Raw genomic sequence first — 21,907 nt, forward strand, 5'->3', positions numbered from 1 at the left:
TGGCGTGGGGTGCTTCCATGGCTTGCCGTGGTGGGCTGCCTGTCGTTGGCTGAGTGCCTGCTCGGCCGGGGGGATCCGTACCACGCTCATTCGGCCCCCGTCGTGGACATGGTGGGCTGCTGGATCCGCGCGCCGGGGTAGCGGCGGCGTATGGTGCGGACGACGGACGCCATGTCCAGAAGCCATGAATGCAGTCCCATGACGTTCCCGGCCAAGCGTTCCAGATCATCGGGGGATGTCACCTGAATGTCGTCCGTCTCCAGAGTGAAGTCGATCAGCTGGTCGTCCCTCCCGTCAGTGGCGATGCTTGCGACGAAGCCGAGTCCGAAGAGAGGGGCCTTCCCCGTGTACAGCAGGGTGTACGAGTTGTCCATGTCGTCCGGCCTGCCGTCCGTCCATTCCTCGAGCCTGCCGGGCCTGTATTCCGGTATGGGTTCCCGTTCGCATTCTGCGACGAACTCGGCGAACGGCATGTTGAACGCCTTGGCGAACCGGTCCATGTCCTCGATGTTGACGGAACAGTTCGCGTCGAGGATCCGGTCAAGCAGTTCGGGGTGGATCCCCGAATGGTCGGCCAGATCATCGCGTGTCCAGTCGCGCTCGTTGGCGAGTCGGGCCACGACGTCCAGAATGGCGTCGTCCCCGGCGTTGCTGCTGCGTGGTGGCATGTTGTGTTCGACGGTGAGCGTCGGCGTGGCTGCGGTGGGCGTGGCCTGCACGCCTTCTGCGGCGTCGGACGGTTCGGACTGTTTGGCCGGTTTGGACGCTTGGTGTGTGAGGGTCATTTCGTGTACTCCTTGGGGTTGTTGCTGGTTGCGATGATGTGGGCGAGTCTGGTGAGGCTGGCGCCGGTCACTGCCGCGTCGTCGGGCATGGCGGGCAGTTGCAGGGTGATGGTGTTTGGATTCCCGGTCATGATCGCCTGCGCGCACTCCGCGAGGATCCGCGCTGCCAAGAGTCGGGCTTGCAGGCGTGGCGCGTCGAGGTCCGGTTGGGCGCGGATGTCCAGAGTCGGCGGGTAGGTCTTCGGTGCGCTCACGTCGTCTCCATTCCCTCGAGTGGCGGTTGGATCCAATGGCGTGGCCGGCGTGGCGGGGGAGTGTCGGGCAGTTGCAGTGAGTCCAAGAGAAGCGCCGTCTCGCACAGGGGGCAGCTCTCCCACGGTCCCGACTGCTTGGCCTGCCGTGTGGCGGTGTGGTCCGAGTACATGGTCAGTCCGCACAGGGTACGGACGGTCACATGATCGGACATGGTGTAGGTGCGGTGGATGATGCATGTCATGGTGTCGTCTCGCTTCGTTTTCTCCGATGTATTGCGTCTATCTGGTGCCTACACTGCCTACACGTTGGAATCATTGGGTTCCGGGTACCTACATTGCGGTGCCTACTGGTGCCTGCAACTGCCTACATCGTGGCGTCGTGTAGGCAGTCGTAGGCAGTTGTGGGCAGTCCCGTGTAGGCAGTCGAAAGCGTTGCGGCAGTAGGTGTAGGCACTGTAGGCACCTATTTTCCGCGTTCCCTTTCGGGGGAGAGTGAGTAGAACGTGCCGCCTGTCGGTCTTCCCGAGGAAGGGGTGTAACTTGTGTAACTGTGTAACTATCCCCGACTGAGGCAAAGTTACAGAGTTACACAAGTTACACGGTTCCGGAAAGCGGGAGTGATACTTTCGACCACTCCGGAAAGTTACAGAGTTACACAAGTTACACGGTTCCAGAAGGGGGGCTGTCACTCTGCCGGTATCGGCTCATAGACACCCCGTTTCCGCTGGCGGATCCGTCCCGCATCCAAGGCCCTGCGCAGGTAAAGACGCGCCTTGCCGTCATCGATGCCGAGCGTGGCGGCGACATCCTTGGGCGAAACGCCCTCGGAGTGATCGTTCACGACGCGGATCACTTCGGCCATCATGTCGCCCACTGGCGAGGTCTGCCGGTACTCCCTAGCAGCCTCCGCGGCCTTCTCGAGACTGTCGCCGCACAGGGTCCATAAGCCGTTCTCCCCGAATTCCAGCAGGTAGTCACCCTCCGCGCCGTCCCTCGAGGTCACCTGAAGCGTTCCCTTGGACTCGCCACGCTTGCGGTCAAGCTTCAGGATCGCGTCGGCGGCGCCGGCCACGCCGTTCGTTCCCGACACGCTGTCGAGGAAGTCGCCCGACTCCGCCTTGCGGGTATGATGCACCACTATCATGGTCGCGCCGTCACAGTCGGCCACCATCTCCTGAAGATCGCCCAGAAGCCGGTAGTCGCGCTCGTAGTCGGTCTCCCCTCCGCGCTTGGGGGAGAGCACCTTGTATTTGCCGAGCGTGTCCAGAATTATCAGTGGCTGCTTGTCGCGGTTGCTGCGGAGGAACTGGCCCACCACTTCGGTCAGGCTCATGTTTTCCGGGATCCTCACAGTGAACTCGAGGTTGTCCGGAACTCCCTTGTCTGTCACTCCCAGTGAGTGAAGACGATTCTGCAAGCGTCGGAAACCGTCCTCGAGTGCCAAGTACAGTACCGGCCGTTCGTCCACCTTGATGGCGCCGAACGCATATCCTCCGATCGCTGCCGTGTACGCCAAGTGCAGCGACAGCCATGACTTGCCGATCTTGGGTGCTGCCACGAGCAGCACAAGGCCTGTCTGGATCACACCTGTCACCAATTCCTTTACCGGGGGAAATTTCATCATCATCAGTTCCGAAGCCTTGCATGACTCCTGCTTGAGGAAGTCCCTGATATCCTTCTGGGTCATTGCGTTCTCCGCCACGTCAGACGTGGTGAAGATATTTTCCGATGGTTCATCGCGTTGCTTCTGATCCGTCATCATCCTGTGGTCGAATGTCACTGTCATAGCGTGGTCCTTACGTTCAGTGGCTCATAGGGGTGTCCCGCTGCGGTGCGGGGGATGCCGTCTCCCCGGTACCAACCGCGTAGTGGGGGTGCGCCGTGCAGCAGCTCGGCTTCGTACTGGCGGCGCGCGTTCAAATATTCGTGGAAGTGGATGGCGCCGGGCGTTTCGTAGAGCGCCCTGAGCGCCTGCGTGATGTCCGTCATGGGTCTAGCCTTCGTCGGCCTTCATCTGCCTGTGGTCGGCGTTGTGGACTAGCCACGCGCACCACATGGCGGTCGCCTGTTCGGGGTCCAAGCGGATCTCGCCTGCGGTCAGTCCCTCGCCCTGAGTGATGAGCATTCCCCCGTCATCGAGCATGGTGACGTGCAGGGGACGCCATGGGCGGGCGTGGTTCACGAGGTCGAGCGTGTCCGTGTAGACTGGATCCTGATTCAGGGCTTGAGTATGTACCGAATCATTCTTATTGGGCGTCTGGGGTGCTGCAACACTCCGGGCGCCGTTCTTCTTCCTGTTCATCACTGGTTGCCCTCCTTGGCTTCGGCGGTGCTGGTGTAGGTGTTCCTAGAGATGAAGTCCAAGACGTCGGACTTCTTGTAGCGGACCACGCGGCCCATCTTCACGAACGGGATACCACGGCCCTCGCTGCGCCAGAACGCGAGCGTGCTGGTCGGGATCCCCGTCGTGTTGAACACCTGCTGCGGACTGTTCAACGGATCCAGCTGCGCGGCGATGGCGTCCAAGTCAGACGACGGGGTGACGGTCGGCATAGACATAACAACTCCTTTGGCTGTCCTTATGTTGACTACTTAGTCAACATTGCAATACTGAATATATTCTTATGTTGACATATGTGTCAACATAAGAGTGTCGAGTTGTTTATAGTTCAGTCGAGATTTCGACATACGCTTTCCATATGAATGAAGATCTGACGATAGGTCAAAACGTCAAACGCTTGCGTGGTGGAGTCTCCCAAGAGGAACTAGCGAAAAGGATGCGGGAGAAGGGATTCGACTTCACGAAAATGACTGTCTACAACATCGAACGCGGTAGACGGCAACTCCGGTTGTCAGAAGCAAGGGCAATGCTCGATATCCTCGGATACAACAAGCAGCAGGACATGGACGAACTGTTTGTGGATGGAGTTGACTCAAAAGTTCATGAAGCTATCAGAGATTTAAAAGTTGCCGTGAGCGATGCAGCGTCATCATGCCGGGATGTTTATACCTGCCGGATGGCGGCGGAATATCTTTTGGCCCCCTCTACCTATTCGTACGTTGATCCAGACGGGAATGTCGTAGAAGAGCCTGCGCCATCTGATGAAGCTATCGCGTTGTTGAAAAAAGTCGTTGCGGAGACCGAAGTAAATGCGTTATCCCGTAAGTTATCAACAATTTTGGCGACTGGCGATGATGCCTTTTCAGAAGAAGAAAAATGAGTGGCTGCTCGAGCACTGGTGAATGGTGATGTGTGATGGCTAAGGCGTGGATAGTTGACCGATGGCTGAGGAAGGACGCGCCGGCAAGCGTGAAACGCCGGCTCAACGCCAGTCGTGATCCCCTCAAGGCCAAGATTCCCGACCAATACAAGAGCGCCCGATACGGGCAGGGCAGTCGATGGTCTGTCCAATGGTTCGAAACCGACGCGAACGGCAAACGCAGGAAGGCAGGCAGAAGCGTCGAAACCAGAGCAGAGGCCGAACAGCTCGTAACGCGGATCTCCGCCGACCAACTCACCGGGCAGTACGTCACGGTCGAGAACCGCAACCGGCCCTATGGCGACGTCTGGCGGGAATGGTTCAACGCCCAACACCATGTGAAGGATCGGACGGGCAACCGGTACGAAGACGACTACGACAGGTACGTGAAACCACGATGGGCGAACGTCCGGATAGGATCCATCGACGCCGTGGCGATAAACGCATGGGTGGGGCAGCTGCGCGACGGTACCGCCGTGCACGACTTCAAGACCAAGCATTCCAAGAAGCCGAGGAAGCCGAAACCACTGTCCGCAAGCTCTATCAAGGGCATAGTCACGGTCGCGTTCGGCGCCACGCTCGGCTACGCGGCCAAACGACGAATCATCCCCTTCAATCCCATGGACGGGGTGAGCCTGCCCAAGGACAACGAGCCGGACGACCCCGTGTACCTGCGCTACGAGGAAGTCGAGGACTTGGCCGGCGTATGCGACTCCCGGAACGCCCTGATAATCCGAATGCTGGCGTACACGGGGCTGAGGCCCAACGAGCTGTTTTCCCTGCATATCGACGCCTTGGACTTCGAACGCCGGCGTATCCGAGTGGTGCGTAACTTCACCGAAGACAGGAAGGGGCACATAGTCGAGGGGTCGCCGAAGACGTGGGAGACTCGCACGGTCGCCATGCCCGAATTCCTGATCGACGATCTACGCGCCCAGTGCGACGGCCGGCCACTGGAAGCCTACGTGTTCACGTCGCCCAGAGGCAGGGCGGTGAATCTGGCGAACTGGCGCAACCGGGAGTGGAAGAAGATCGTTCTCGGATCCGGCGTGGAAGTCGAGGGACTGACCATCTACTCGCTGCGTCACACGTACGCGAGTCTGGCGATAGCGGCCGGCTGCGACGTGAAGACGCTGCAGAAGGCCATGGGCCACAAGGACGCGGCTGTGACGCTGAACACGTATGCGGCCCTGTTCCCGGATCGCATGGATGATGTGGCGGACGCGTTGGCGAAGGCGAGGGCATTGGCGTTGAGTGCGTCCGATGGCGTCCATATGGTCGAATACCCGGTACGGTAAGGCCCTTGGATCCTAATGTTTCCAAGGGCTGTGTGGTGACCCCGGCCGGGTTCGAACCGGCGACCTACAGATTAGAAGTCAGTTGCTCTATCCAACTGAGCTACGGGGCCGAAAAGCAACGAGAAGCCATTGTAGCAACCTCATGCCATTTTCGCCATGACGTGAGTCACACAGATCGCGGGATTTTGCAAAACCCGGGCAACAGGATTCCTTCAGGCTCGTTCCGTCCTACGATGATGGATGCGTATCCAACCCCCTCATCGCTCGGAGGACGCCTGTTAGCGTAGGCCAATTAACGCAGGCCAATCGGCACAGGGGGTGTGAGCGATGCGCGGGAAGTGGATAGTATTGTAGGTTGGCGTCGCGAGCCGGGTCGGCCACGACGACGTAGAGGGAAGGGTGATGATATGCAGCTGAACATGCTGGCCAGCTTGACCACGGAGCCGGCGGGAACTCCCGTCGAGCCTGTCACCGGACAGATCGTGCCGCAGAACGGCGTGACCAGCGACATCGTCTACGTGATGTTCCACGGTTACGGCAACGACGAGCATGAGATGGTCCGCATCATCACCGCAGTGGACCCCGGCTGCGACTACATCTCCGTGCAGGGCCCCATCCATCGCCAGTATCTCGGCGGTCACGCCTGGTACAACAGCACCGACTGGGATGATGCGCAGATCCAGTCGCAGTGCTCCGCCATCGGCGATCAGGTCGTTGGCATGCTCGACTCGTCGGCGCTCAAGGGCCGTCGCAAGGTACTCGTCGGTTTCTCTCAGGGCGGATACCTCGCATACCGAATTCTCGCCGACCATCCCGATATGTTCGCCGCGGCCGTGCTGTTCGCCCCGTCGTTCCACGACGCGCAGGTGCGATTCGTTGAACCGACCCGTCGCCCCAAGGTGTTCCTCGGCTACGGCAGCCTCGACCAGCAGATCCCCGAGGAGCAGAAGTCCTCGATCCGCGCGTCGCTCGCCACGTTCGCCAACGTGGAGGAGCGTGCCTACCTCGGCATGCGTCACGACGTGTGCGATGCCGAACTCACCGACGTCTACCGTTTCCTCCAGTCGCTGCCGCGTATCTGACCGTCGCGTATCCCGTCACTCGTGGCGTATGCCACCGTCGTATGCCACCGTCGCCCATCGTTCGCGACACGTCGGCGTCAGCGGCACCGATATGGTCGGGTTGATATGGTCGGGAGGGATGGGACGAACTGACCGGAGGACGCGCATATGAACTGGCGATCGGACGTATACGGACGTGGTGCCGGCGGCTCCGGCAGTTTCGGCAGTTTCGGCGGCAGTCTGAGTGACGATGACGGATACTACGACGACGGATACGACGATTACGCCGCGAACATCGACGGTATGAATGCCGCCGCCGACGCGGATTCCCCCGCCTACGGCCATCAGGCCGACGCCATTCCCGAATACGAGCTGCGCAGCCTCGGCGGCACCGCCTTCTACCGCGCCTACGACGTCATCACCAGCGGGCGCATGCACAGCCTCCGCTGCGAAGTTGACGCCGACGGCGACACCGTGATCTCCGCCCTCGTCCACAGCAACGCCAGCGGTCGCGACGACTACGCCACGCACGCCACCATCGACGAAACCACTCACGAACTGGTCGACTCCTTCTGCACGTGCCCCGCCTACGGCGTCTACAGCACAACATGCAAGCACGTGATCGCGCTGATCATGCAATACAACGACCATCCCCAGGCGTTCGCGCAGATCGGCGACCCCACGCAGGCGAAAACGCATCACACCTCGCGCCTGCTGCAGCTCTACATGCGCCAACGAGAACACGAAACGGCGATGCACGCGCATGAACAGCGACTGAACCTGCTCAAACAGGTCAGCGCGCTCGCCGAATCCAACGGGGACATGGCGGGAACGGACGATTCGGCGGGCACTACCGACATGTCCGGCGTCAGCCGTCGCATGCCCATCGGCAGCGTGAGCCTGACCCCGTGTCTGCACCCGTCCAACGACGGATGGCGGCTGAAACTGCGGATCCGCGTGCCCCGCAACGGCATCGAATACACGGTGAAGAACATCCGTGCCACATTGAACGCCATCCAGAACGGCGACTACTTCTACTACGGTAAGAGACTCGGATTCGTGCACACGCGCGACTCGTTCGACGAACGCTCCCGGCGACTGATCGACGTGCTCACGCAGGCGCTTGCCATTCGTGCCGCGTTGGGCGTCCACGAATCGTATGACGGCTATTATCGGCGCAAGCCCGTGCTGAACGAGATGGAACTGATCGCCGACGAGGTCGTCGAACTGTTGGACGTCTATCTCGATTCGGGGGAGTGCATCGACTACGTTCCCGTCGGGTCGCCCTCCGCGACGTCCACTTCCGCGTCCGTCGTCTCTTCGTCGTTCCGCGAGGCGGTTCCAGTCGCAGTGATCGACGGCGATCCCGACCCGGGCATCACCGTGCGTGAGGATGACTCCGGCGACGGCTACGTGATCGACCACACCACGTATTTCGATCTGCTGGTCGAAGGGCGAAACACTGCCTACGTCGTTGTGCGGCAGACCGCCGAAACCCGTCGCCCGGTGTTCCGCAAGTGCAGCGCGCAGTTCGTCAAGGATTTCGACATGCTGTCGATCCTGTGCAATGACGCCGATCGCGGACTGTTCCTCAACCGCGACGATCTGGACATGTTCAGCCGAACCATCCTGCCGTATCTGGGCACGAACGTGACCGTGAACGAGGACGGCACGACCTCCACGCACGGCATTCCCGCCGAGCTGCCGAGCGATCTGCTGCGACGCAAACGTCTGCCCTGCGTGATCGAAACCTATCTGGACCGTGACCGCGACGGCATCAGCTGCGACGTGCAGGCTCGGTACGGCGACCAGCGGTTCCACGTGTTCGCCGGCATCGCGCCCGGCGACGTGACGCGTGACCCCGACGTTGAACGGCTGGCCGTGGAGGCCATACGGCACTACTTCCCGCAGCCCGACGACGTGGTGGCGCGCATCCCCGAATCCGACGATGACGCCATCTACCGGCTGCTTACCGAGGGGCTGCCGGTGCTGCGCGGGCTCGGCGAGGTGTTCTCCACGCCCGCGTTCGACGGCCTTACCGACGCGCCGCGGCCGACGATCCGCGTCGGCCTGTCCGTTGCATCCGATCTGGTGCGCATATCGCCCATTGCCGACGAGATCGATCCCAAGGACGTGCCGGCGCTGCTGAACAGCTATCGGTGCAAACAGCGTTTCCACCGTCTGTCCAACGGTGCGTTCGTAGACATGCGCGATGTGGACGCCAGCGCGATCGACGAAGTCGCCGCCGATCTGGGGGTGTCCGCCGCGAGCCTGGACGCCGGAACATTGGAGGTGCCCGCCTACGAGGCGTATTACCTCGATCATCAGGTCGACGACGCCGACAAGAGCGCGAGCTTCACGGCGTATCTGGACGGTCTGCGCGTGATCGACCCGGCCATGTATACGGTTCCCGCGTCGCTCGCCGACGTGCTGCGGCCGTATCAGGTGGAAGGGTTCCGATGGCTGAACGCGGTGTGCGACAAGGGATTCGGCGGGATTCTCGCCGACGAGATGGGTCTGGGCAAGACCGTGCAGATGCTGTCGCTGCTCGTGGCGCGACGGGAGCGGGGGAGTGCCGGCGAGGCCGATGATGCCGGTGCGGGGACTGGCGACGCGGGTGATGCCGGCTTCGGCAATGCCGCCGCCGGCAACGCCAATACCCATCCCAGTCTGATCGTCTGCCCGGCGTCACTGGTCTACAACTGGCTTGCCGAATGCGGCAAATTCGCGCCCGGACTGCGTGCGGCGGCGGTCGCAGGTACCAAGGCCGCGCGCCGGTCGATGATCGAGGCGGCCAAACGCGGCGACTACGACGTGATCATCACGTCGTACGATCTGCTGCGCCGTGACGTCGCCGACTACGACGGGCTCGACTTCGACGTCATGGCGCTCGACGAGGCGCAGTACGTGAAAAACCACGCCACCAAGGCGTCTCGCGCGGTACGGTCGATCCACGCGCGGCATCGGTTCGCGCTCACCGGCACGCCGATCGAGAACCGGCTGAGCGAACTGTGGAGCATCTTCGACTTCCTCATGCCCGGCATGCTCGGCTCGTACGCGCACTTCCGCGAACGGTTCGAAATGCCCATCCTTGCGGGCGACGAGAACGCGCAGGCCAAGCTGCAGGCGTTCGTCGGACCGTTCATTCTGCGCAGGCTCAAGGCCGACGTGCTCGCGGACCTGCCCGACAAGATAGAGAACGTGATCACCGTGCAGCTTGCCGGCGAGCAGCGACGGCTGTATGCGGCGCTCGAACAGCGGCTGCGTGACACGCTTACCCGGCAGAAGGACAAGGATTTCAACGAGTCCAAGATCCAGGTGCTCGCGCAGTTGACCCGGCTGCGGCAGGTGTGCTGCGACCCCAGGCTCGCGTTTGGCGAGCGGAACGAGGCTGTGGAATCCGTTTCGGAGTCTACGGTTGGTGGTCGAACCTCGAGTTTTGTGGTCGATGCTAACGACACGGCGACCACAGAGCCTGCGGCATCCAAGCCGGAGAAGGGCTCCCGGTCCACAGCCGGGGCTGTGAAGCCAAGAAAGACCACAAAACTCGGCTCCGCGAAGCTCGATGCCATCGAGGAGCTGGTGTCGAACTGCCGCGACGCCGGCCGCAAGATGCTGATCTTCTCGCAGTTCACCAGCTACCTCGACCTCATCGCCGAACGGCTGCGCGCCAACGGCGTCGACTACGACGTGATCACCGGCGCCACGCCCAAACGCACGCGCCTCGAGCTCGTCGACGCGTTCAACAGCGACAGCACCCCCGTGTTCCTCATCTCCCTCAAAGCCGGCAACACTGGACTCAACCTCACCGGCGCCTGCGTGGTGGTGCACGCCGACCCCTGGTGGAACGCCGCCGCGCAGAATCAGGCCACCGACCGCGCGCATAGGATCGGTCAGACACAGGACGTGAACGTGTACCAGATCGTGGCCAAGGACACGATCGAGGAACGCATCCTGAACCTGCAGCGCACCAAGACCGATCTCGCCGCACGGTTCGTCGACGCGGCATCCACCGGCGGCAATGCCATCGGCGCCCTCACCAAGGACGACCTGCTTCGACTGCTCGGATGAAGTTGACATATTCGCGGTTATTCGCGTGTATTCGCATCTGGTTATAAACGTGATCTGGATAACAATAACCGGGATTTGAAGGATCCAAACGTGACCTGCGTAACGTTTGTTATGGAATTCGTGTGCAACACATGGAAAATTGTTGCCGCGTAACAATCAGGTTCTTATAGTCGCAGATGTCAGTTGGAAATCAACGCCAACGACAACAACCATATACAACGTATAAGGAGCAGAAAAAATGAAGTTCGGTAAGATGATGTCTCTTGGTCTGGCAATGTCCGATTTCGCCGCCAGCGACTACGTGAACGGTGAGACCCTGAAGACCATGGCCTACGTTGCTCGCCAGCTCGAAGAGGAGAAGTGATTCGTCGATTCGCTGACTGCGGATCGTGATAATCGCTTCGGAATCATAGCGATTCCAAATATTTTAATATTGCAACTCATTTCCAATCAGTGAAAAGATGCGGCCAATGGCGTCCGTATTCTGTTCATTTTTCTTCTATTCTTTGTGTTTTTCTGTGTGCTGGTGGATTGAATATCCCAACGGTATTCCAGAGGAAGAGCAATCTTCGAGTTCTGAAGTTATCAGGGCGCATTGCAGACACCAATCTTCAAGTTCTGAAGTAGCAATGGCGGGTATTCGTTGAATGCGGAGCGCGGCAGAATTCCGGGGCAACGCTCCGGCTCACTCGTACTTCGGATCAGCCTTGGCATTGTCGAAGACGAGGTTGCGGTCGAAGGGATTCTGGTCGTTGCCCCAGTAGGTGAGCAGCAGATGACGCCCCTCCTGCCCCGACTGCCGTTCGATCGTGGGTCGCTGGTCCCAGTCGGTGGTGATGGTGAGGGTCTTCCCATTGTCGGTCTGGAAGTGGAAGTCGGCGTAGATGGTGGTGGAATCGTCGTCGGTTTCCTCGCGACGTTCCACTCCCTGATAGGTGACGGACACGGTCTGCGGCCCGGCCATCGCCGTCTGTATGGGGCCGATCAGCGTAAGCGCGGTGAGCGCGGCCACGATGATCGCACCGATCGTATGCGATACCAGGTTGGAATGCAGCTCGCCGTCGATCTCCTTCTGCGGCAGATGGACGCGCTCCCCAACGGTGCGGTCCCAGAACGTCACCTGCCTTCCGACGCGACGCAACAGTATGCGCTTGCCGATCATGTGCACCAGTATCCACACGACACAGCAACTGCATATCAATCCCATCGACATGTTCTTGTACACGCCTTGAATGCCGAACGATGAGAGACTGCCCGCCCATGTCAGCATCGTGACGATGATGATGAGCATGATGGCCATGAGTGTGCGGCTGAATCGCTTGAACGGTGCGGGGTTCTGCTCCTTGATCGGCGGCTTGGAGGACGCGGAGCTGCCGTTGCCGTTTCCACTGCTCGTGCCACCGGCACCGCCCGCGTTGCTCGTGTCTTCGGTGCTTCCCGCGTAGCTCATGCGACTCGTGCCGTCGGGGTTGGCGTCGGTCCCCGCCGATGCGAACGCCCGATCCATCGTCTCGTCCAGCTTCCGATCCAGCTCCGGATTCCAATCCGGGTTGGCGATCCGATGCCGTTCGTCGGCGGTGGCCGGCACGGGATGCTCGGGGTCGGGCCGCAGCGCCACGCAGACGAACGGCTTCTCATACCATGTCATGATCACGTATGTGCCCGGCGTGATGAACTTGTCCCACATCATGCCGTCGCGGAACGCTGACTGCGGGATCTGGTCGATGCCATGCAGAATCTCACCGTCGTCCAGACGCATGGTATGCGTGACGCTCGTGACCGTATCGCCGTCGGAGTCCGTGGTCTCCGTCTTCTTGTACTCCCAGATCATGCCGTGCGTAGTGCGCGGGCCTTCCCTCAGCAGCAGGATGTACGTGGCGATCTTGTAGAGGCAGAAGCACAGCAATGGCAGAAGCACGATGATTCCGATGACGTCACTGCCGGTGCTCTTCATCCACTGATAGGCCACCGGCTTCAGCAGATCGTAGACCGCTCCCCACAGATTCTGCAGCGAGATCAGGATTCCGAATCCGGCCAGCGCCATTCGTATGATCAGTCGGTGCATCCCCTACGACTCCTCTCGGCGACATTGACGCTCGACGTGCCGGACTCGTCCACGACGGCACACCCGGCATGCGACGTGTCAGACATGCATCTGACACGTGCCTGACACGCTTCCGATTCCAGTATTTCGCGGGACCGCAGGGCGGGGGAGTGCCTTCGCGGGGGATTCGTCCATTGTTCACCGGCGGGATTCGCTCCGTTCACCGATTTTCGGTGCGGGATTGCCGGATTGCCGTGTCGACGTGTTGCGTGATGTTCAAGTACGTTCGGTTGTCGATCCATGACGGACCGTATCCGGGCGACGTCGTTCGGATACGGTCCGCAGCACGACAAAAACCAATCGTATCCGAAGCACGATTTTCGGATACGATTCATTGGGGATTCGTGATGAAACGTACCCGAAGAGGACCATGCGAGTACGTTCCGCAACGATCGCAGAACAAAACGTATCGGAGCCGGGCTCCTCGAAGTCAGACTCCGGATCCGTCGCCGCCCCGACCGCCGAGCATCTTCAGACGGTACGTCTGCCAGATTTCGCTGAGCTTCTGCCCGTTCGACTGCCGCCGCCACACGTCCAGCCCCGCGCCGGACGCCTTGCCGCTCGCCGCGCGCGCCGCCGCCGTGGGCGTGGCATGCTTCGACCCGTCCTCCAACTGCAGCCTGCCGTCGCGCGTCACCGTGGCGATCCACTCCTGGCCGAGCCGCGGCCGCTTCCACACCAGCGTCTCGCCGGGCACCAGCAGTCCCGCATCGATCACCTGACCGATCGTGATGCGCTTCGACCCGTTCGTCGCCCGTCTGCCGCCGCGCGTCAGATGATCCTCGCTGAGCGTGGTCAGATCCACCTTGTCCGCGTCGAACCGGATCCGCCAGTATTCGGCGATCAGATGCACGATCTCCTCCTGCCGGCGTTCCAGCACGTCCGGCGTGAGCTCACGCACCGATTCGAGCTCAGCGGTCAGCGGATACTTCAGCGACTTGTGCTGCGCCAGAATCCGTTCGGCACGCGGCGCGTAACTGTCGAGCTTGGCGATCATCTGCTCGTTCGTGGACGTGAGCACCAGATTGCCGATCCGATCCACCCAATGATCGCGTGTCGCCTCCGGCCATGCCGCGAACGACGAGTTCGGGCCGATCCGCTCCGGCAGAATCCGCACCACGTTGATGCTGCGCGGCCGTACGATGCGCATGCCGGCCCGCTGATCGTTGGCACGCAGCAACAGTAGCTTCTTGAGCGTGCCTGTGGCCTGCAGTTCGCCGCGCAGTCGGGCGAGCGCGGTCTTGCGTTCGTCGTCGCCGATCGCGAATCCGGTGGACTTGTCGAGATCCTTGCTCTTCCTGAGATCCTTGAGGATCTGTACCACGCGCGTGCGCCGCATGGACGACGACTGCCGGGCCAGATTATCCACGCCGGTCACGCGTTCCAGAGCGGTCAGCAGCTTCACCAGCTTGCGCTGCCGTTTCTCCGACAGTCCGATCAGACCGTTGGCTCCCGTCGCGTCGTCGTCGGCCGCGGTCACGGCTTCCGCGAGCCCGCCCACGTTCGTCAGCGCCCACATGGCCACGGGTCTCCATTCGCCGGTGGGGAAGTCGTTCAATGCCACCAGCCAGTCCGACACCTCGGCCGGCAGATCGAACGCGTGCGGCCGGTTCACCATCAGCCACGCCCTGGAATACGGCACGAGTACGGTGTTGATGAAGTCGGTGGCCGTGCTCTTCTTCAGATAGTCGTCGAACACCTTGATGCGGAATCCGTCGACCGGTCCGCGCGCACCGGACTTGGGCGATGTGACCAGCAGCAGATCGTTGAAGAACGCCTCCACGTCATCGCCCAGCGGGTCGATCGCATCGTCCCAGCGTCTGCCGTAGATGTCGCGGTCGACCAGCGGAATCGACGATATCGCCTTGGCCTTGAACACGTCGGACGCGGTGAGCGGCAGTCCGCGCATGTTCATCACGTCGAAGATGCGGTGCGCTCCCGCCAGATCGTCGGTGACCACGATGATCAGGAACACGTTGCTCACCAGATACGTGGCCAGCGCCCGGCGTTCGTCGTCGGTCAGTGCCTCCAGCGCGTCGTACGCGGCCTTGGTGTTCTGCACGATGTTGCGCTGCGCGTTCGAGTCCATGTCACTGTCGCGCAGGTCGAACAGCGATTCGAGATTGCCCTCCTGCACGTAGTCGCGGAAGAACGCGGCGTCGCGCTCGCGCAGCGCCAGCCGCGGTTCGGCGTTGCGCCCGAACAGACGGTTGCCCTCCTCGAGGATCAGCGCGTTGAGGTTGGCGATCAGCTCCGGATCCTTTTCGAGGTCGCGCAGGATCGCGATGATGATGGTGAGCGAGGTGAGCCGTTGCTGCCCGTCGATCACCTGATACGCGCGTCCGGTGGAATCCGTGCCGCCCACGAGGATCAGCGAGCCGAGGAAGTACGGGTGGGCGGGGTCGTGTGCCGCGTCCTCGAGATCCTCCACCAGTTGCAGCATGTTGTCCACCTGCCATGAGTAGGCGCGCTGGAATGCGGGGATGACGAACCGGTAGTCGGTGGAGAACACCTTGCCTAGTGGCTGTTCGCTTGCGTTGATACCCATCCCGGCTCCCTTCGTTGGTTGGTTTTGACTATAGCCGTGCGCGCCGATCGATTGCGCCCGTCGCGGACGGTCGTCGCGCACGAGGTGGCGGTGCGTTCGTTGTGGGTTCGTCGTGACGCCGTTACGAACCTGCAACGAAAGTATCGGCCTCGGGGTAGCATCAATAAGTTTGCACAGGCCGGAGGAACCGGTCTGGATTGTGATGATCCGCGGCGTGACCCATCCGAATATGAATGCCTATGAATAATCGGAATATCGTTGCGGATTCATACCGATTGACTGTCTGCTGATTTTGTTTTGAAAGGCTGCCGTGCCGAAGCACACCACTGATTTTGACGATACCGTCGTGTCCGATGCCGTTGAATCCGATTCCATGACCGATATGAATGAGTCCGACGCCGATGCTGTGATCGACGACGCCGATACCGCCGGCGACGACGCTGCCGAAGTGGTCGCCGAGCCCGTCTCCTTCGCCGAACTCGGCGTGCCGAAGCCGCTCGTTCGCGTGCTGGCCGCCGAAGGCAAGACCGAGGCGTTCCCCATCCAGGCCGATACGCTGCCCGATTCGCTGGCCGGCCGCGATCTGCTCGGCCGCGGCAGAACCGGTTCGGGCAAGACGCTCGCCTTCTCCATTCCGCTGGTGGCCCGACTGGCCAAGCATGCCAGGGGCAAGGGATCCAACCGTCGCCATGAGAAGCGCGCCAACGGCAACGTGCCGCATCCGCTGGGCCTGGTGCTGGCCCCCACGCGCGAGCTGGTGAACCAGATCGACGAGGTGATCCAGCCGCTCGCCGCCATGATGGGCATGAGCACCGTGACGATCTACGGCGGTGTGAAGCAGGGCCGTCAGGTCGAGGGCCTCAACCGTGGCGCCGAGATCGTGGTCGCATGCCCGGGACGACTGGAGGATCTGCTCGGTCAGGGTCTGCTGTCGCTGGAATCCGTGGAGATCACTGTGCTCGACGAGGCCGACGAGATGGCCGACATGGGCTTCCTGCCGTCCGTGACCCGACTGCTCGAGAAGGTCGACCCCCGTGGCCAGCGCATGCTGTTCTCCGCCACGCTCGACCATGGTGTGGACGGTCTGGTCAAGCGATTCATGCACAACGCCAAGGTGCACGAGGTGGATGATGCCGACGCCCAGGTCGACACCATGACCCATCACCTGTTCGTCGTCTCGCAGGGCAACAAGGCCACGCTGGTGAACAAGCTCGCCGGCGGCAAGGGTAAGCGCATCCTGTTCACGCGCACCAAGTTCCAGGCGCAGAAGCTGGCCGCCAAGCTCGTCAAGTCCGGCATTCCGGCCGTGGACCTGCAGGGCAACCTCAACCAGAACCAGCGAGACCGCCATCTTGCCGCCTTCACGAGCGGCGACGTGAACGTGCTCGTGGCCACCGACGTGGCGGCTCGCGGCATCGACGTGAGCGACGTGACGCTGGTGGTGCAGGTGGATCCGCCGATGGACCCGAAGTCGTTCCTGCACCGTTCCGGTCGTACCGCGCGCGCCGGCGAGTCCGGCGACGTGGTGACGTTGGTGCTGCCGAGCCAGGAGCGTGGCGTGCGCGCCACGATGCGCCGCGCCGGCATCCAGGTGAAGTCCACGTGGGTCAAGCCCGAGGATCCGGCCGTCAAGGAGCTCGTGGGCGAGTACGCGCCGCTGGTGTTCGACTGGAAGCTCAAGGCTCCGGCCAAGCCGAAGACGGGCGCCAAGCACTCGCATCATGGCGGTCGCCGTGGTGCCGCCGAGCGTGGCGAGTCCAGGCGTGGCGCCGAAAACCGTGGTGGCGGTAAGCGCGGCGCTGTGGCGCGGAACTCCGAAGAGCGCGGCCGCGGTCGTCGCGGAGCCGACGCCCGGTACGCCGACCAGCATGCCGCCGAACGCAAGGCCAAGCGTCATGGCAAGAACGGTGCCATGAGCGGTGGTTCCTACGGTTCCGGCTCTCACGGCTCGCATTCGCACGGCGGACACACCACGTCCCGCGCCGCGCAGGGCTTCCGCAAGTCCCGCAAGAAGGCCGCCCCCTTCCGCGTCTCCCGCGGCCGCTGACGGTCCCTTCCGCTAGGTATTAGACATTCGGCTCCCCTCTTAGGGGAGCCGTTTTGCAATCCGCCCGACACCGTCGTCGGGAAATCATCCCGGGGGACTATGGGGGTGTCGTTCCGATTCGCGATACGCTGGAAACAGCGTCGTCATGCTGCGCGAAAACCGTCCGATACACCTGTCCTGCCGTGTCTGGCACGGCAAGGGTTGACCATCGGAGAAACCCATACGATCCTTGATCGTGCAGCGGCGATCAGCGATGGCTGAACGCCGTCGAGGAAGAGACGATCCGCCGACCGCCATCAACGCCAAGGTGCGTACGGTCGACGGCAAAGGAGGTGAGCCATGGGTGAATCCGAACACGGACCATCCCGACCCATCATCGAAGTGCGGAACCTACGCAAGGAATATCCGGTCGGCGACGAGGTCGTCGTGGCGCTCGAACGCGTGAACCTGCGCATACCCAAAGGACAGATCTGCTGCATCTTCGGCGAATCCGGATCCGGCAAAAGCACGCTGCTCAACCAACTCGCCGGCATGGAAAAGCCCACGCGCGGCGGCGTGATGATCGGCGGCGTGCCCATCTCCAGACTCGAGGAGCATGAACTGGCCGAATTCCGTCAGAAGCATCTCGGATTCGTGTTCCAGTCATACAATCTGCTGCCCAACCTCACCGCCGTGGAGAACGTGGCCATGCCGCTCATGTTCCGCGGCGTGCCCAAGGAACAGCGGGAGGCTGCGGCCCGGGCCATGCTCAGACGCGTCGGCCTCGAACGACGCATGAAGCACTTCCCATACCAGATGTCGGGCGGACAGCAGCAGCGCGTGGGCATCGCACGCGCGTTCGTGGCCAAACCGCAGGTGGTGTTCGCCGACGAGCCGACCGGCAACCTCGACTCCAAGACCAAGACCGACGTGATGGAGATGATGTGCTCGTTCGCGCGGCGACTCGACCAGACGATCGTGCTGGTCTCGCACGACGGCAACATGGCCTCCTACGCCGACCGCATCGTCACCCTGCTCGACGGCCGCATCATCGACGACACCATGAACGACTGACCGACTTTTCCCCCTCCCTGACGCGTGCAGCCGGCAGCCGCGGCAACGCCTGAGACCCTTCGCATTCGCTGCTGGGAAGCCGGCAGCCGCGAGACGCCTGAAATGCTCCGCATGTGCTTCCCCTTGAGGGGAAGCTGGCAGCCGAAGGCTGACTGATGAGGTGAACACAGAACACACAGTCGTCGAAGACGACCCGATCCACGACTGGCGAAACGAAACCGGCCGATGACGAATGCACAGGCGTTGCGGCTGGCTGCGGCGTCACCTCATCCGTCGGCTTCGCCGACACCTTCCCCTCAAGGGGAAGGCGGCAAGAGAGACCGATCGGCATGGCCTTCCCCGGAAGAGAAGGGAAGAGAGCGATCGGCTGGGCTCGACATCGTACTTGACAACAACGGAACTAGAAGAAGGAAACCCCCATGAACGTCACATCCACCCGCCGTGCGTCGGCCACAGACTCGCCGATACGCCGACTGATCGGCATGCTGCTCGCGGTCATGACGAGTCTGACGCTCGGACTGGCCGTCAGCGCGCCATCCGCGCTCGCCGACGACAACACCGGCGCATCCTCGGCGAACGGCACCGCCACGACCGCCACGGACAACGGCTCCGGCTCCACGCAGACCGTGATCGCCGGACCCGTGCCGAACATCATCGTCACCGGCTACACGTACGGCGGCAACACCGTGGCCGCGGGCGCCACGTTCCCGCTCAACTTCACGTTCCAGAACAAGGGCAAGGTGCGCGTGGAGAACATGGTCGTCACGGTGGACGGCGGCGAGAACTTCACCATCGCCGGCGGCACGAACACGTTCTACTTCGACCGTCTGGCCGCGGGCAACAGCCTGAGCCAGGAGGTGCAGATGCAGGCGGTGACCGGCGCGAAGAGCGGCGCGCAGGGCATCACCGTGAGCTTCCGCTACGAGTATGTGGATCAGGACCAGCGCGGCTCGAACAACACCGACATCAAACTGTCCGTGCCGGTGAGCCAGCCCGACCGTTTCCAGGTGAACGACCCACAGATCCCCGAGACCGTCAACTCTGGCGAGGAGACCACCGTCACCATGGAATACGTGAACAAGGGCAAGGGCGACATCGCCAACGTGGAGGCCACGGTGGATGGCGACGGCATCGAGGCGGTGACCAAGACCCAGTATCTCGGCAACGTGGCGTCCGGCGCGTCCGGTTCGATCGGATTCGCGTTCACGCCCACCACCACGGGCGAGGTGAACGCCAAGTTCACCGTCACCTACGAGGATTCCGACGGCCATCCGCAGACCAAGGAGTTCCCGGTCACGCTCAACGTGCAGGAGCCGCCGACCCCGATCGAGTCCGACACAGCCGCCGACGCGACCGTGCAGGAGCAGCAGGGCGTACCGTGGTGGGCGTACGCCATCGCCGCAGTCGCCGTGGTGCTGCTGATCGTCGTGATCGTGGTGGTGCGTCGCAGGAGGAAGCGCAAGAAGAAGGCCAGCGTCGACGAGGCCTGGGATGACTGGGAGAAGGGCACCGACAGTACCTCGGCCGCCGGAGAGTCTGCCGCCGGCACGGGTGCAGGTGCGGCAGCCGCGGACGGCGCCGCCACCACGGTCATCACGCCCAACGACGACACGATGGACATGCCCGCAGTCGCATCCGTCTCCGACATGCCCGGCACCGGTCTGTCCGGCACGCACGACGCACCGAACGGCGCTCGCCGTCGCGGCCGCTAGACGGAGCCGGCCATGCGTTTCGACGATATCCTGCGCCTGTGCGCGCAGAACATGTTCCGACGCAAATCACGAACGATCCTCACCGTGCTCGGCGTGATCGTCGGCTGCTGCTCGATCGTGCTGATGATCTCGCTCGGCGCGGGCGTGAGCGAACAGAACCGCGCCATGCTCAAGCAGATGGGCGATCTCAACATCATCACCGTGTACCGGCCCGGTTCCGATTACGGCACCGCGTCGAGCACGTCCACAAGCTCGTCGGGCACCGGAGCGGACGGCGAGGTGAAGCTCGACGACGACGCCATCGCGGCGATAAAGAACATTCCCGGCGTGGTGGGCGCCACCGGGCAGATGACGATCGACTATCCGCTGACGGTCAGCACCGACAACGGCCGCTACTACACGACCTACGTCATGATCGACGCGATCGACATGGCCGAATCCGCGACCATGGGACTGGAGCTTACCCAAGGCGAGTCTCCCAAACGCGCCGACGAGGTGCTTGTCGGACAGTACTTCGCCTACCAGTTCATGGACAAGTATCGGCCCGACGGCTACAACATGCGCAACCAGCCGTATGACGCCGGCGACGGTCAGGTGACGCAGTGCGACAACACCGGCAACTGCGAGACCGTGCCCGCGGACGAGGCGCAGAAGCCGTTCTTCGATCCGCTCAAGTCCACGATCACGGTCACGCTCGGATCCACGGACGGCTCGTCTTCGGGCCTCGCCGGCTCAACGGGATCCGGCGCGTCCGGTGGCTCGACCGGGTCAACGGGTTCCGGCGACGGCGCGTCCGGTTCGGGGGCGTCCTCGGCGAACACGTTCAAGTTCAAGCCGACCGGCATCCTCAAGGAGGACTACAACAAGGGGCAGGCCACGTCCACCGGCATGCTGCTGGACATCACGCAGGTCAGGGCCATGCTCGCCAAGCTCGACAAGTCGACGGCACTGAAAAGCACGTCGTACACCCAGGCGATGGTCAAGGTGAGCGACATCTCGCAGGTGCCGGACGTGGAACAGCAGATCCGCGACATGGGATTCGGCACCATGTCGTACGAGCAGATGCGCAAGGATCTGGAGCAGCAGTCGCGGTTCATCCAGCTCATGCTCGGCGGTATCGGCGCGGTGTCGCTGCTTGTGGCGGCGATCGGTATCACGAACACGATGGTCATGTCCGTGACCGAACGCACGCGCGAGATCGGCATCATGAAGGCGCTTGGCTGCTATGTGCGCGACATCCGCATGATGTTCCTCGGCGAGGCGGGTGCAATCGGATTCCTCGGCGGCATGATCGGTTGTGTGCTGAGCGGCGTGATTTCGTTGGGCCTCAATCTGATCGTGCTCGGCGGATTCAGTTGGGAGCATGTGCGGCAGGCGATCATGGGCGGCGACGACGTGACCAGACTGTCGGTGATCCCGCCGTGGCTGTTCGTGTTCGCGATCCTGTTCTCCATGGCGATCGGCCTGATCTCCGGCTTCGGCCCATCCAACAAGGCCGTAAGAATCCCCGCCCTCGACGCCATCAAGAACGAACAGTAGTCTCGAGGAATCGGCAATCACGATCGTGCGCTGCCGATGCCGTCCTGTGAACGAGCGGCAGACGTGTGGAATCGGCCGGTGGCCGATGTGGCATCGCTGCGGCTTCGCCGCGTCATCTCATCCGTCCGGCTATCGCCGGACACCTTCCCCTCAAGGGGAAGGCGGGTATAACCCG

The 21,907-nt window shown here is 62.2% G+C and carries 18 protein-coding genes and 1 tRNA gene; 9 read left to right on the top strand and 10 right to left on the bottom strand.

Annotation, left to right across the window (positions count from 1 at the left end):
• Positions 1–86: 86 nt before the first annotated feature.
• The 7 genes from Tam10B_RS03790 to Tam10B_RS03820 form a co-directional block, all read right to left on the bottom strand.
• A complete protein-coding gene (locus tag Tam10B_RS03790; protein WP_093959939.1) occupies positions 87–785 on the bottom strand; it encodes a helix-turn-helix domain-containing protein in 699 nt (232 codons plus the stop codon).
• Positions 782–1,039, bottom strand: a complete 258-nt coding sequence (locus tag Tam10B_RS03795; RefSeq protein ID WP_093959940.1) for a hypothetical protein — start codon at positions 1,037–1,039, stop codon at positions 782–784. Before Tam10B_RS03795 ends, Tam10B_RS03790 begins: the two co-directional genes overlap by 4 nt.
• Complete coding sequence (locus tag Tam10B_RS03800; protein ID WP_093959941.1) at positions 1,036–1,281, bottom strand: hypothetical protein; 246 nt, start codon at positions 1,279–1,281, stop codon at positions 1,036–1,038. Before Tam10B_RS03800 ends, Tam10B_RS03795 begins: the two co-directional genes overlap by 4 nt.
• 443 nt (positions 1,282–1,724) lie before the next feature.
• The gene (locus Tam10B_RS03805; protein WP_158214121.1) at positions 1,725–2,726 is read right to left on the bottom strand and encodes an AAA family ATPase; all 1,002 of its coding nucleotides are present in this window, start codon (positions 2,724–2,726) and stop codon (positions 1,725–1,727) included.
• 95 nt (positions 2,727–2,821) lie between these two features.
• Positions 2,822–3,028 (bottom strand): hypothetical protein, encoded by a 207-nt coding sequence (locus tag Tam10B_RS03810; RefSeq protein WP_093959943.1) that lies wholly within the window; start codon positions 3,026–3,028, stop codon positions 2,822–2,824.
• Between the two features lie 4 nt (positions 3,029–3,032).
• Complete coding sequence (locus tag Tam10B_RS03815; protein WP_093959944.1) at positions 3,033–3,341, bottom strand: hypothetical protein; 309 nt, start codon at positions 3,339–3,341, stop codon at positions 3,033–3,035.
• Positions 3,341–3,598, bottom strand: coding sequence for a helix-turn-helix domain-containing protein (locus tag Tam10B_RS03820; RefSeq protein ID WP_093959945.1), 258 nt, complete (start codon positions 3,596–3,598; stop codon positions 3,341–3,343). Before Tam10B_RS03820 ends, Tam10B_RS03815 begins: the two co-directional genes overlap by 1 nt.
• A 140-nt stretch (positions 3,599–3,738) precedes the next feature.
• On the opposite strand from Tam10B_RS03820, the gene Tam10B_RS03825 reads away from it, so the two are divergent.
• Together Tam10B_RS03825 and Tam10B_RS03830 are read left to right on the top strand one after the other, a co-directional pair.
• On the top strand, positions 3,739–4,260 hold the full coding sequence (locus tag Tam10B_RS03825) for a helix-turn-helix transcriptional regulator (RefSeq protein WP_143248527.1): 522 nt from the start codon (positions 3,739–3,741) through the stop codon (positions 4,258–4,260).
• Between the two features lie 35 nt (positions 4,261–4,295).
• The gene (locus tag Tam10B_RS03830; RefSeq protein WP_093959947.1) at positions 4,296–5,597 is read left to right on the top strand and encodes a tyrosine-type recombinase/integrase; all 1,302 of its coding nucleotides are present in this window, start codon (positions 4,296–4,298) and stop codon (positions 5,595–5,597) included.
• A 33-nt stretch (positions 5,598–5,630) separates the two neighbouring features.
• Here Tam10B_RS03830 and Tam10B_RS03835 read toward each other — a convergent pair.
• Positions 5,631–5,707: transfer RNA gene (locus Tam10B_RS03835), tRNA-Arg, on the bottom strand.
• A gap of 297 nt (positions 5,708–6,004) precedes the next feature.
• On the opposite strand from Tam10B_RS03835, the gene Tam10B_RS03840 reads away from it, so the two are divergent.
• From Tam10B_RS03840 to Tam10B_RS13690, 3 genes are all read left to right on the top strand, one after another.
• The gene (locus Tam10B_RS03840) at positions 6,005–6,679 is read left to right on the top strand and encodes an alpha/beta hydrolase (RefSeq protein ID WP_093959948.1); all 675 of its coding nucleotides are present in this window, start codon (positions 6,005–6,007) and stop codon (positions 6,677–6,679) included.
• A gap of 147 nt (positions 6,680–6,826) precedes the next feature.
• A complete protein-coding gene (locus tag Tam10B_RS03845; protein WP_093959949.1) occupies positions 6,827–10,729 on the top strand; it encodes a DEAD/DEAH box helicase in 3,903 nt (1,300 codons plus the stop codon).
• A 238-nt stretch (positions 10,730–10,967) separates the two neighbouring features.
• Positions 10,968–11,093, top strand: coding sequence for a hypothetical protein (locus tag Tam10B_RS13690; protein WP_269843565.1), 126 nt, complete (start codon positions 10,968–10,970; stop codon positions 11,091–11,093).
• Positions 11,094–11,414: 321 nt separating this feature from the next.
• Here Tam10B_RS13690 and Tam10B_RS03850 read toward each other — a convergent pair whose 3' ends face one another.
• Positions 11,415–12,794, bottom strand: coding sequence for a hypothetical protein (locus Tam10B_RS03850; RefSeq protein WP_143248529.1), 1,380 nt, complete (start codon positions 12,792–12,794; stop codon positions 11,415–11,417).
• Between the two features lie 469 nt (positions 12,795–13,263).
• Positions 13,264–15,381 carry a GmrSD restriction endonuclease domain-containing protein gene (locus Tam10B_RS03855; RefSeq protein ID WP_093959951.1) on the bottom strand — a complete coding sequence of 706 codons (2,118 nt, stop codon included), beginning with the start codon at positions 15,379–15,381 and terminating at the stop codon, positions 13,264–13,266.
• A 382-nt stretch (positions 15,382–15,763) separates the two neighbouring features.
• Between Tam10B_RS03855 and Tam10B_RS03860 the strand changes: the two genes are divergently transcribed.
• From Tam10B_RS03860 to Tam10B_RS03875, 4 genes are all read left to right on the top strand, one after another.
• Positions 15,764–17,428 (top strand): DEAD/DEAH box helicase, encoded by a 1,665-nt coding sequence (locus Tam10B_RS03860; RefSeq protein WP_093960139.1) that lies wholly within the window; start codon positions 15,764–15,766, stop codon positions 17,426–17,428.
• A gap of 339 nt (positions 17,429–17,767) precedes the next feature.
• Positions 17,768–18,481 (top strand): ABC transporter ATP-binding protein, encoded by a 714-nt coding sequence (locus Tam10B_RS03865; RefSeq protein WP_093959952.1) that lies wholly within the window; start codon positions 17,768–17,770, stop codon positions 18,479–18,481.
• Between the two features lie 419 nt (positions 18,482–18,900).
• Positions 18,901–20,193, top strand: a complete 1,293-nt coding sequence (locus Tam10B_RS03870) for a COG1361 S-layer family protein (protein WP_143248530.1) — start codon at positions 18,901–18,903, stop codon at positions 20,191–20,193.
• 12 nt (positions 20,194–20,205) lie between these two features.
• Complete coding sequence (locus tag Tam10B_RS03875; RefSeq protein WP_093959953.1) at positions 20,206–21,732, top strand: ABC transporter permease; 1,527 nt, start codon at positions 20,206–20,208, stop codon at positions 21,730–21,732.
• The last annotated feature ends 175 nt before the right edge of the window (positions 21,733–21,907 follow it).

The organism is Bifidobacterium vansinderenii, assembly GCF_002234915.1.
Lineage (GTDB): Bacteria > Actinomycetota > Actinomycetes > Actinomycetales > Bifidobacteriaceae > Galliscardovia > Galliscardovia vansinderenii.

Bases quoted from the DNA above. Each gene is read 5' to 3' on its own strand.
- Tam10B_RS03850 (WP_143248529.1), bottom strand. From the start codon at position 12,794: ATGCACCGACTGATCATACGAATGGCGCTGGCCGGATTCGGAATCCTG.
- Tam10B_RS03825 (WP_143248527.1), top strand. From the start codon at position 3,739: ATGAATGAAGATCTGACGATAGGTCAAAACGTCAAACGCTTGCGTGGT.
- Tam10B_RS03845 (WP_093959949.1), top strand. From the start codon at position 6,827: ATGAACTGGCGATCGGACGTATACGGACGTGGTGCCGGCGGCTCCGGC.
- Tam10B_RS03800 (WP_093959941.1), bottom strand. From the start codon at position 1,281: ATGACATGCATCATCCACCGCACCTACACCATGTCCGATCATGTGACC.
- Tam10B_RS03840 (WP_093959948.1), top strand. From the start codon at position 6,005: ATGCAGCTGAACATGCTGGCCAGCTTGACCACGGAGCCGGCGGGAACT.
- Tam10B_RS03815 (WP_093959944.1), bottom strand. From the start codon at position 3,341: ATGAACAGGAAGAAGAACGGCGCCCGGAGTGTTGCAGCACCCCAGACG.
- Tam10B_RS03805 (WP_158214121.1), bottom strand. From the start codon at position 2,726: ATGACCCAGAAGGATATCAGGGACTTCCTCAAGCAGGAGTCATGCAAG.
- Tam10B_RS13690 (WP_269843565.1), top strand. From the start codon at position 10,968: ATGAAGTTCGGTAAGATGATGTCTCTTGGTCTGGCAATGTCCGATTTC.
- Tam10B_RS03810 (WP_093959943.1), bottom strand. From the start codon at position 3,028: ATGACGGACATCACGCAGGCGCTCAGGGCGCTCTACGAAACGCCCGGC.
- Tam10B_RS03875 (WP_093959953.1), top strand. From the start codon at position 20,206: ATGCGTTTCGACGATATCCTGCGCCTGTGCGCGCAGAACATGTTCCGA.
- Tam10B_RS03865 (WP_093959952.1), top strand. From the start codon at position 17,768: ATGGGTGAATCCGAACACGGACCATCCCGACCCATCATCGAAGTGCGG.
- Tam10B_RS03790 (WP_093959939.1), bottom strand. From the start codon at position 785: ATGACCCTCACACACCAAGCGTCCAAACCGGCCAAACAGTCCGAACCG.
- Tam10B_RS03820 (WP_093959945.1), bottom strand. From the start codon at position 3,598: ATGTCTATGCCGACCGTCACCCCGTCGTCTGACTTGGACGCCATCGCC.
- Tam10B_RS03830 (WP_093959947.1), top strand. From the start codon at position 4,296: ATGGCTAAGGCGTGGATAGTTGACCGATGGCTGAGGAAGGACGCGCCG.
- Tam10B_RS03860 (WP_093960139.1), top strand. From the start codon at position 15,764: ATGAATGAGTCCGACGCCGATGCTGTGATCGACGACGCCGATACCGCC.
- Tam10B_RS03870 (WP_143248530.1), top strand. From the start codon at position 18,901: ATGAACGTCACATCCACCCGCCGTGCGTCGGCCACAGACTCGCCGATA.
- Tam10B_RS03855 (WP_093959951.1), bottom strand. From the start codon at position 15,381: ATGGGTATCAACGCAAGCGAACAGCCACTAGGCAAGGTGTTCTCCACC.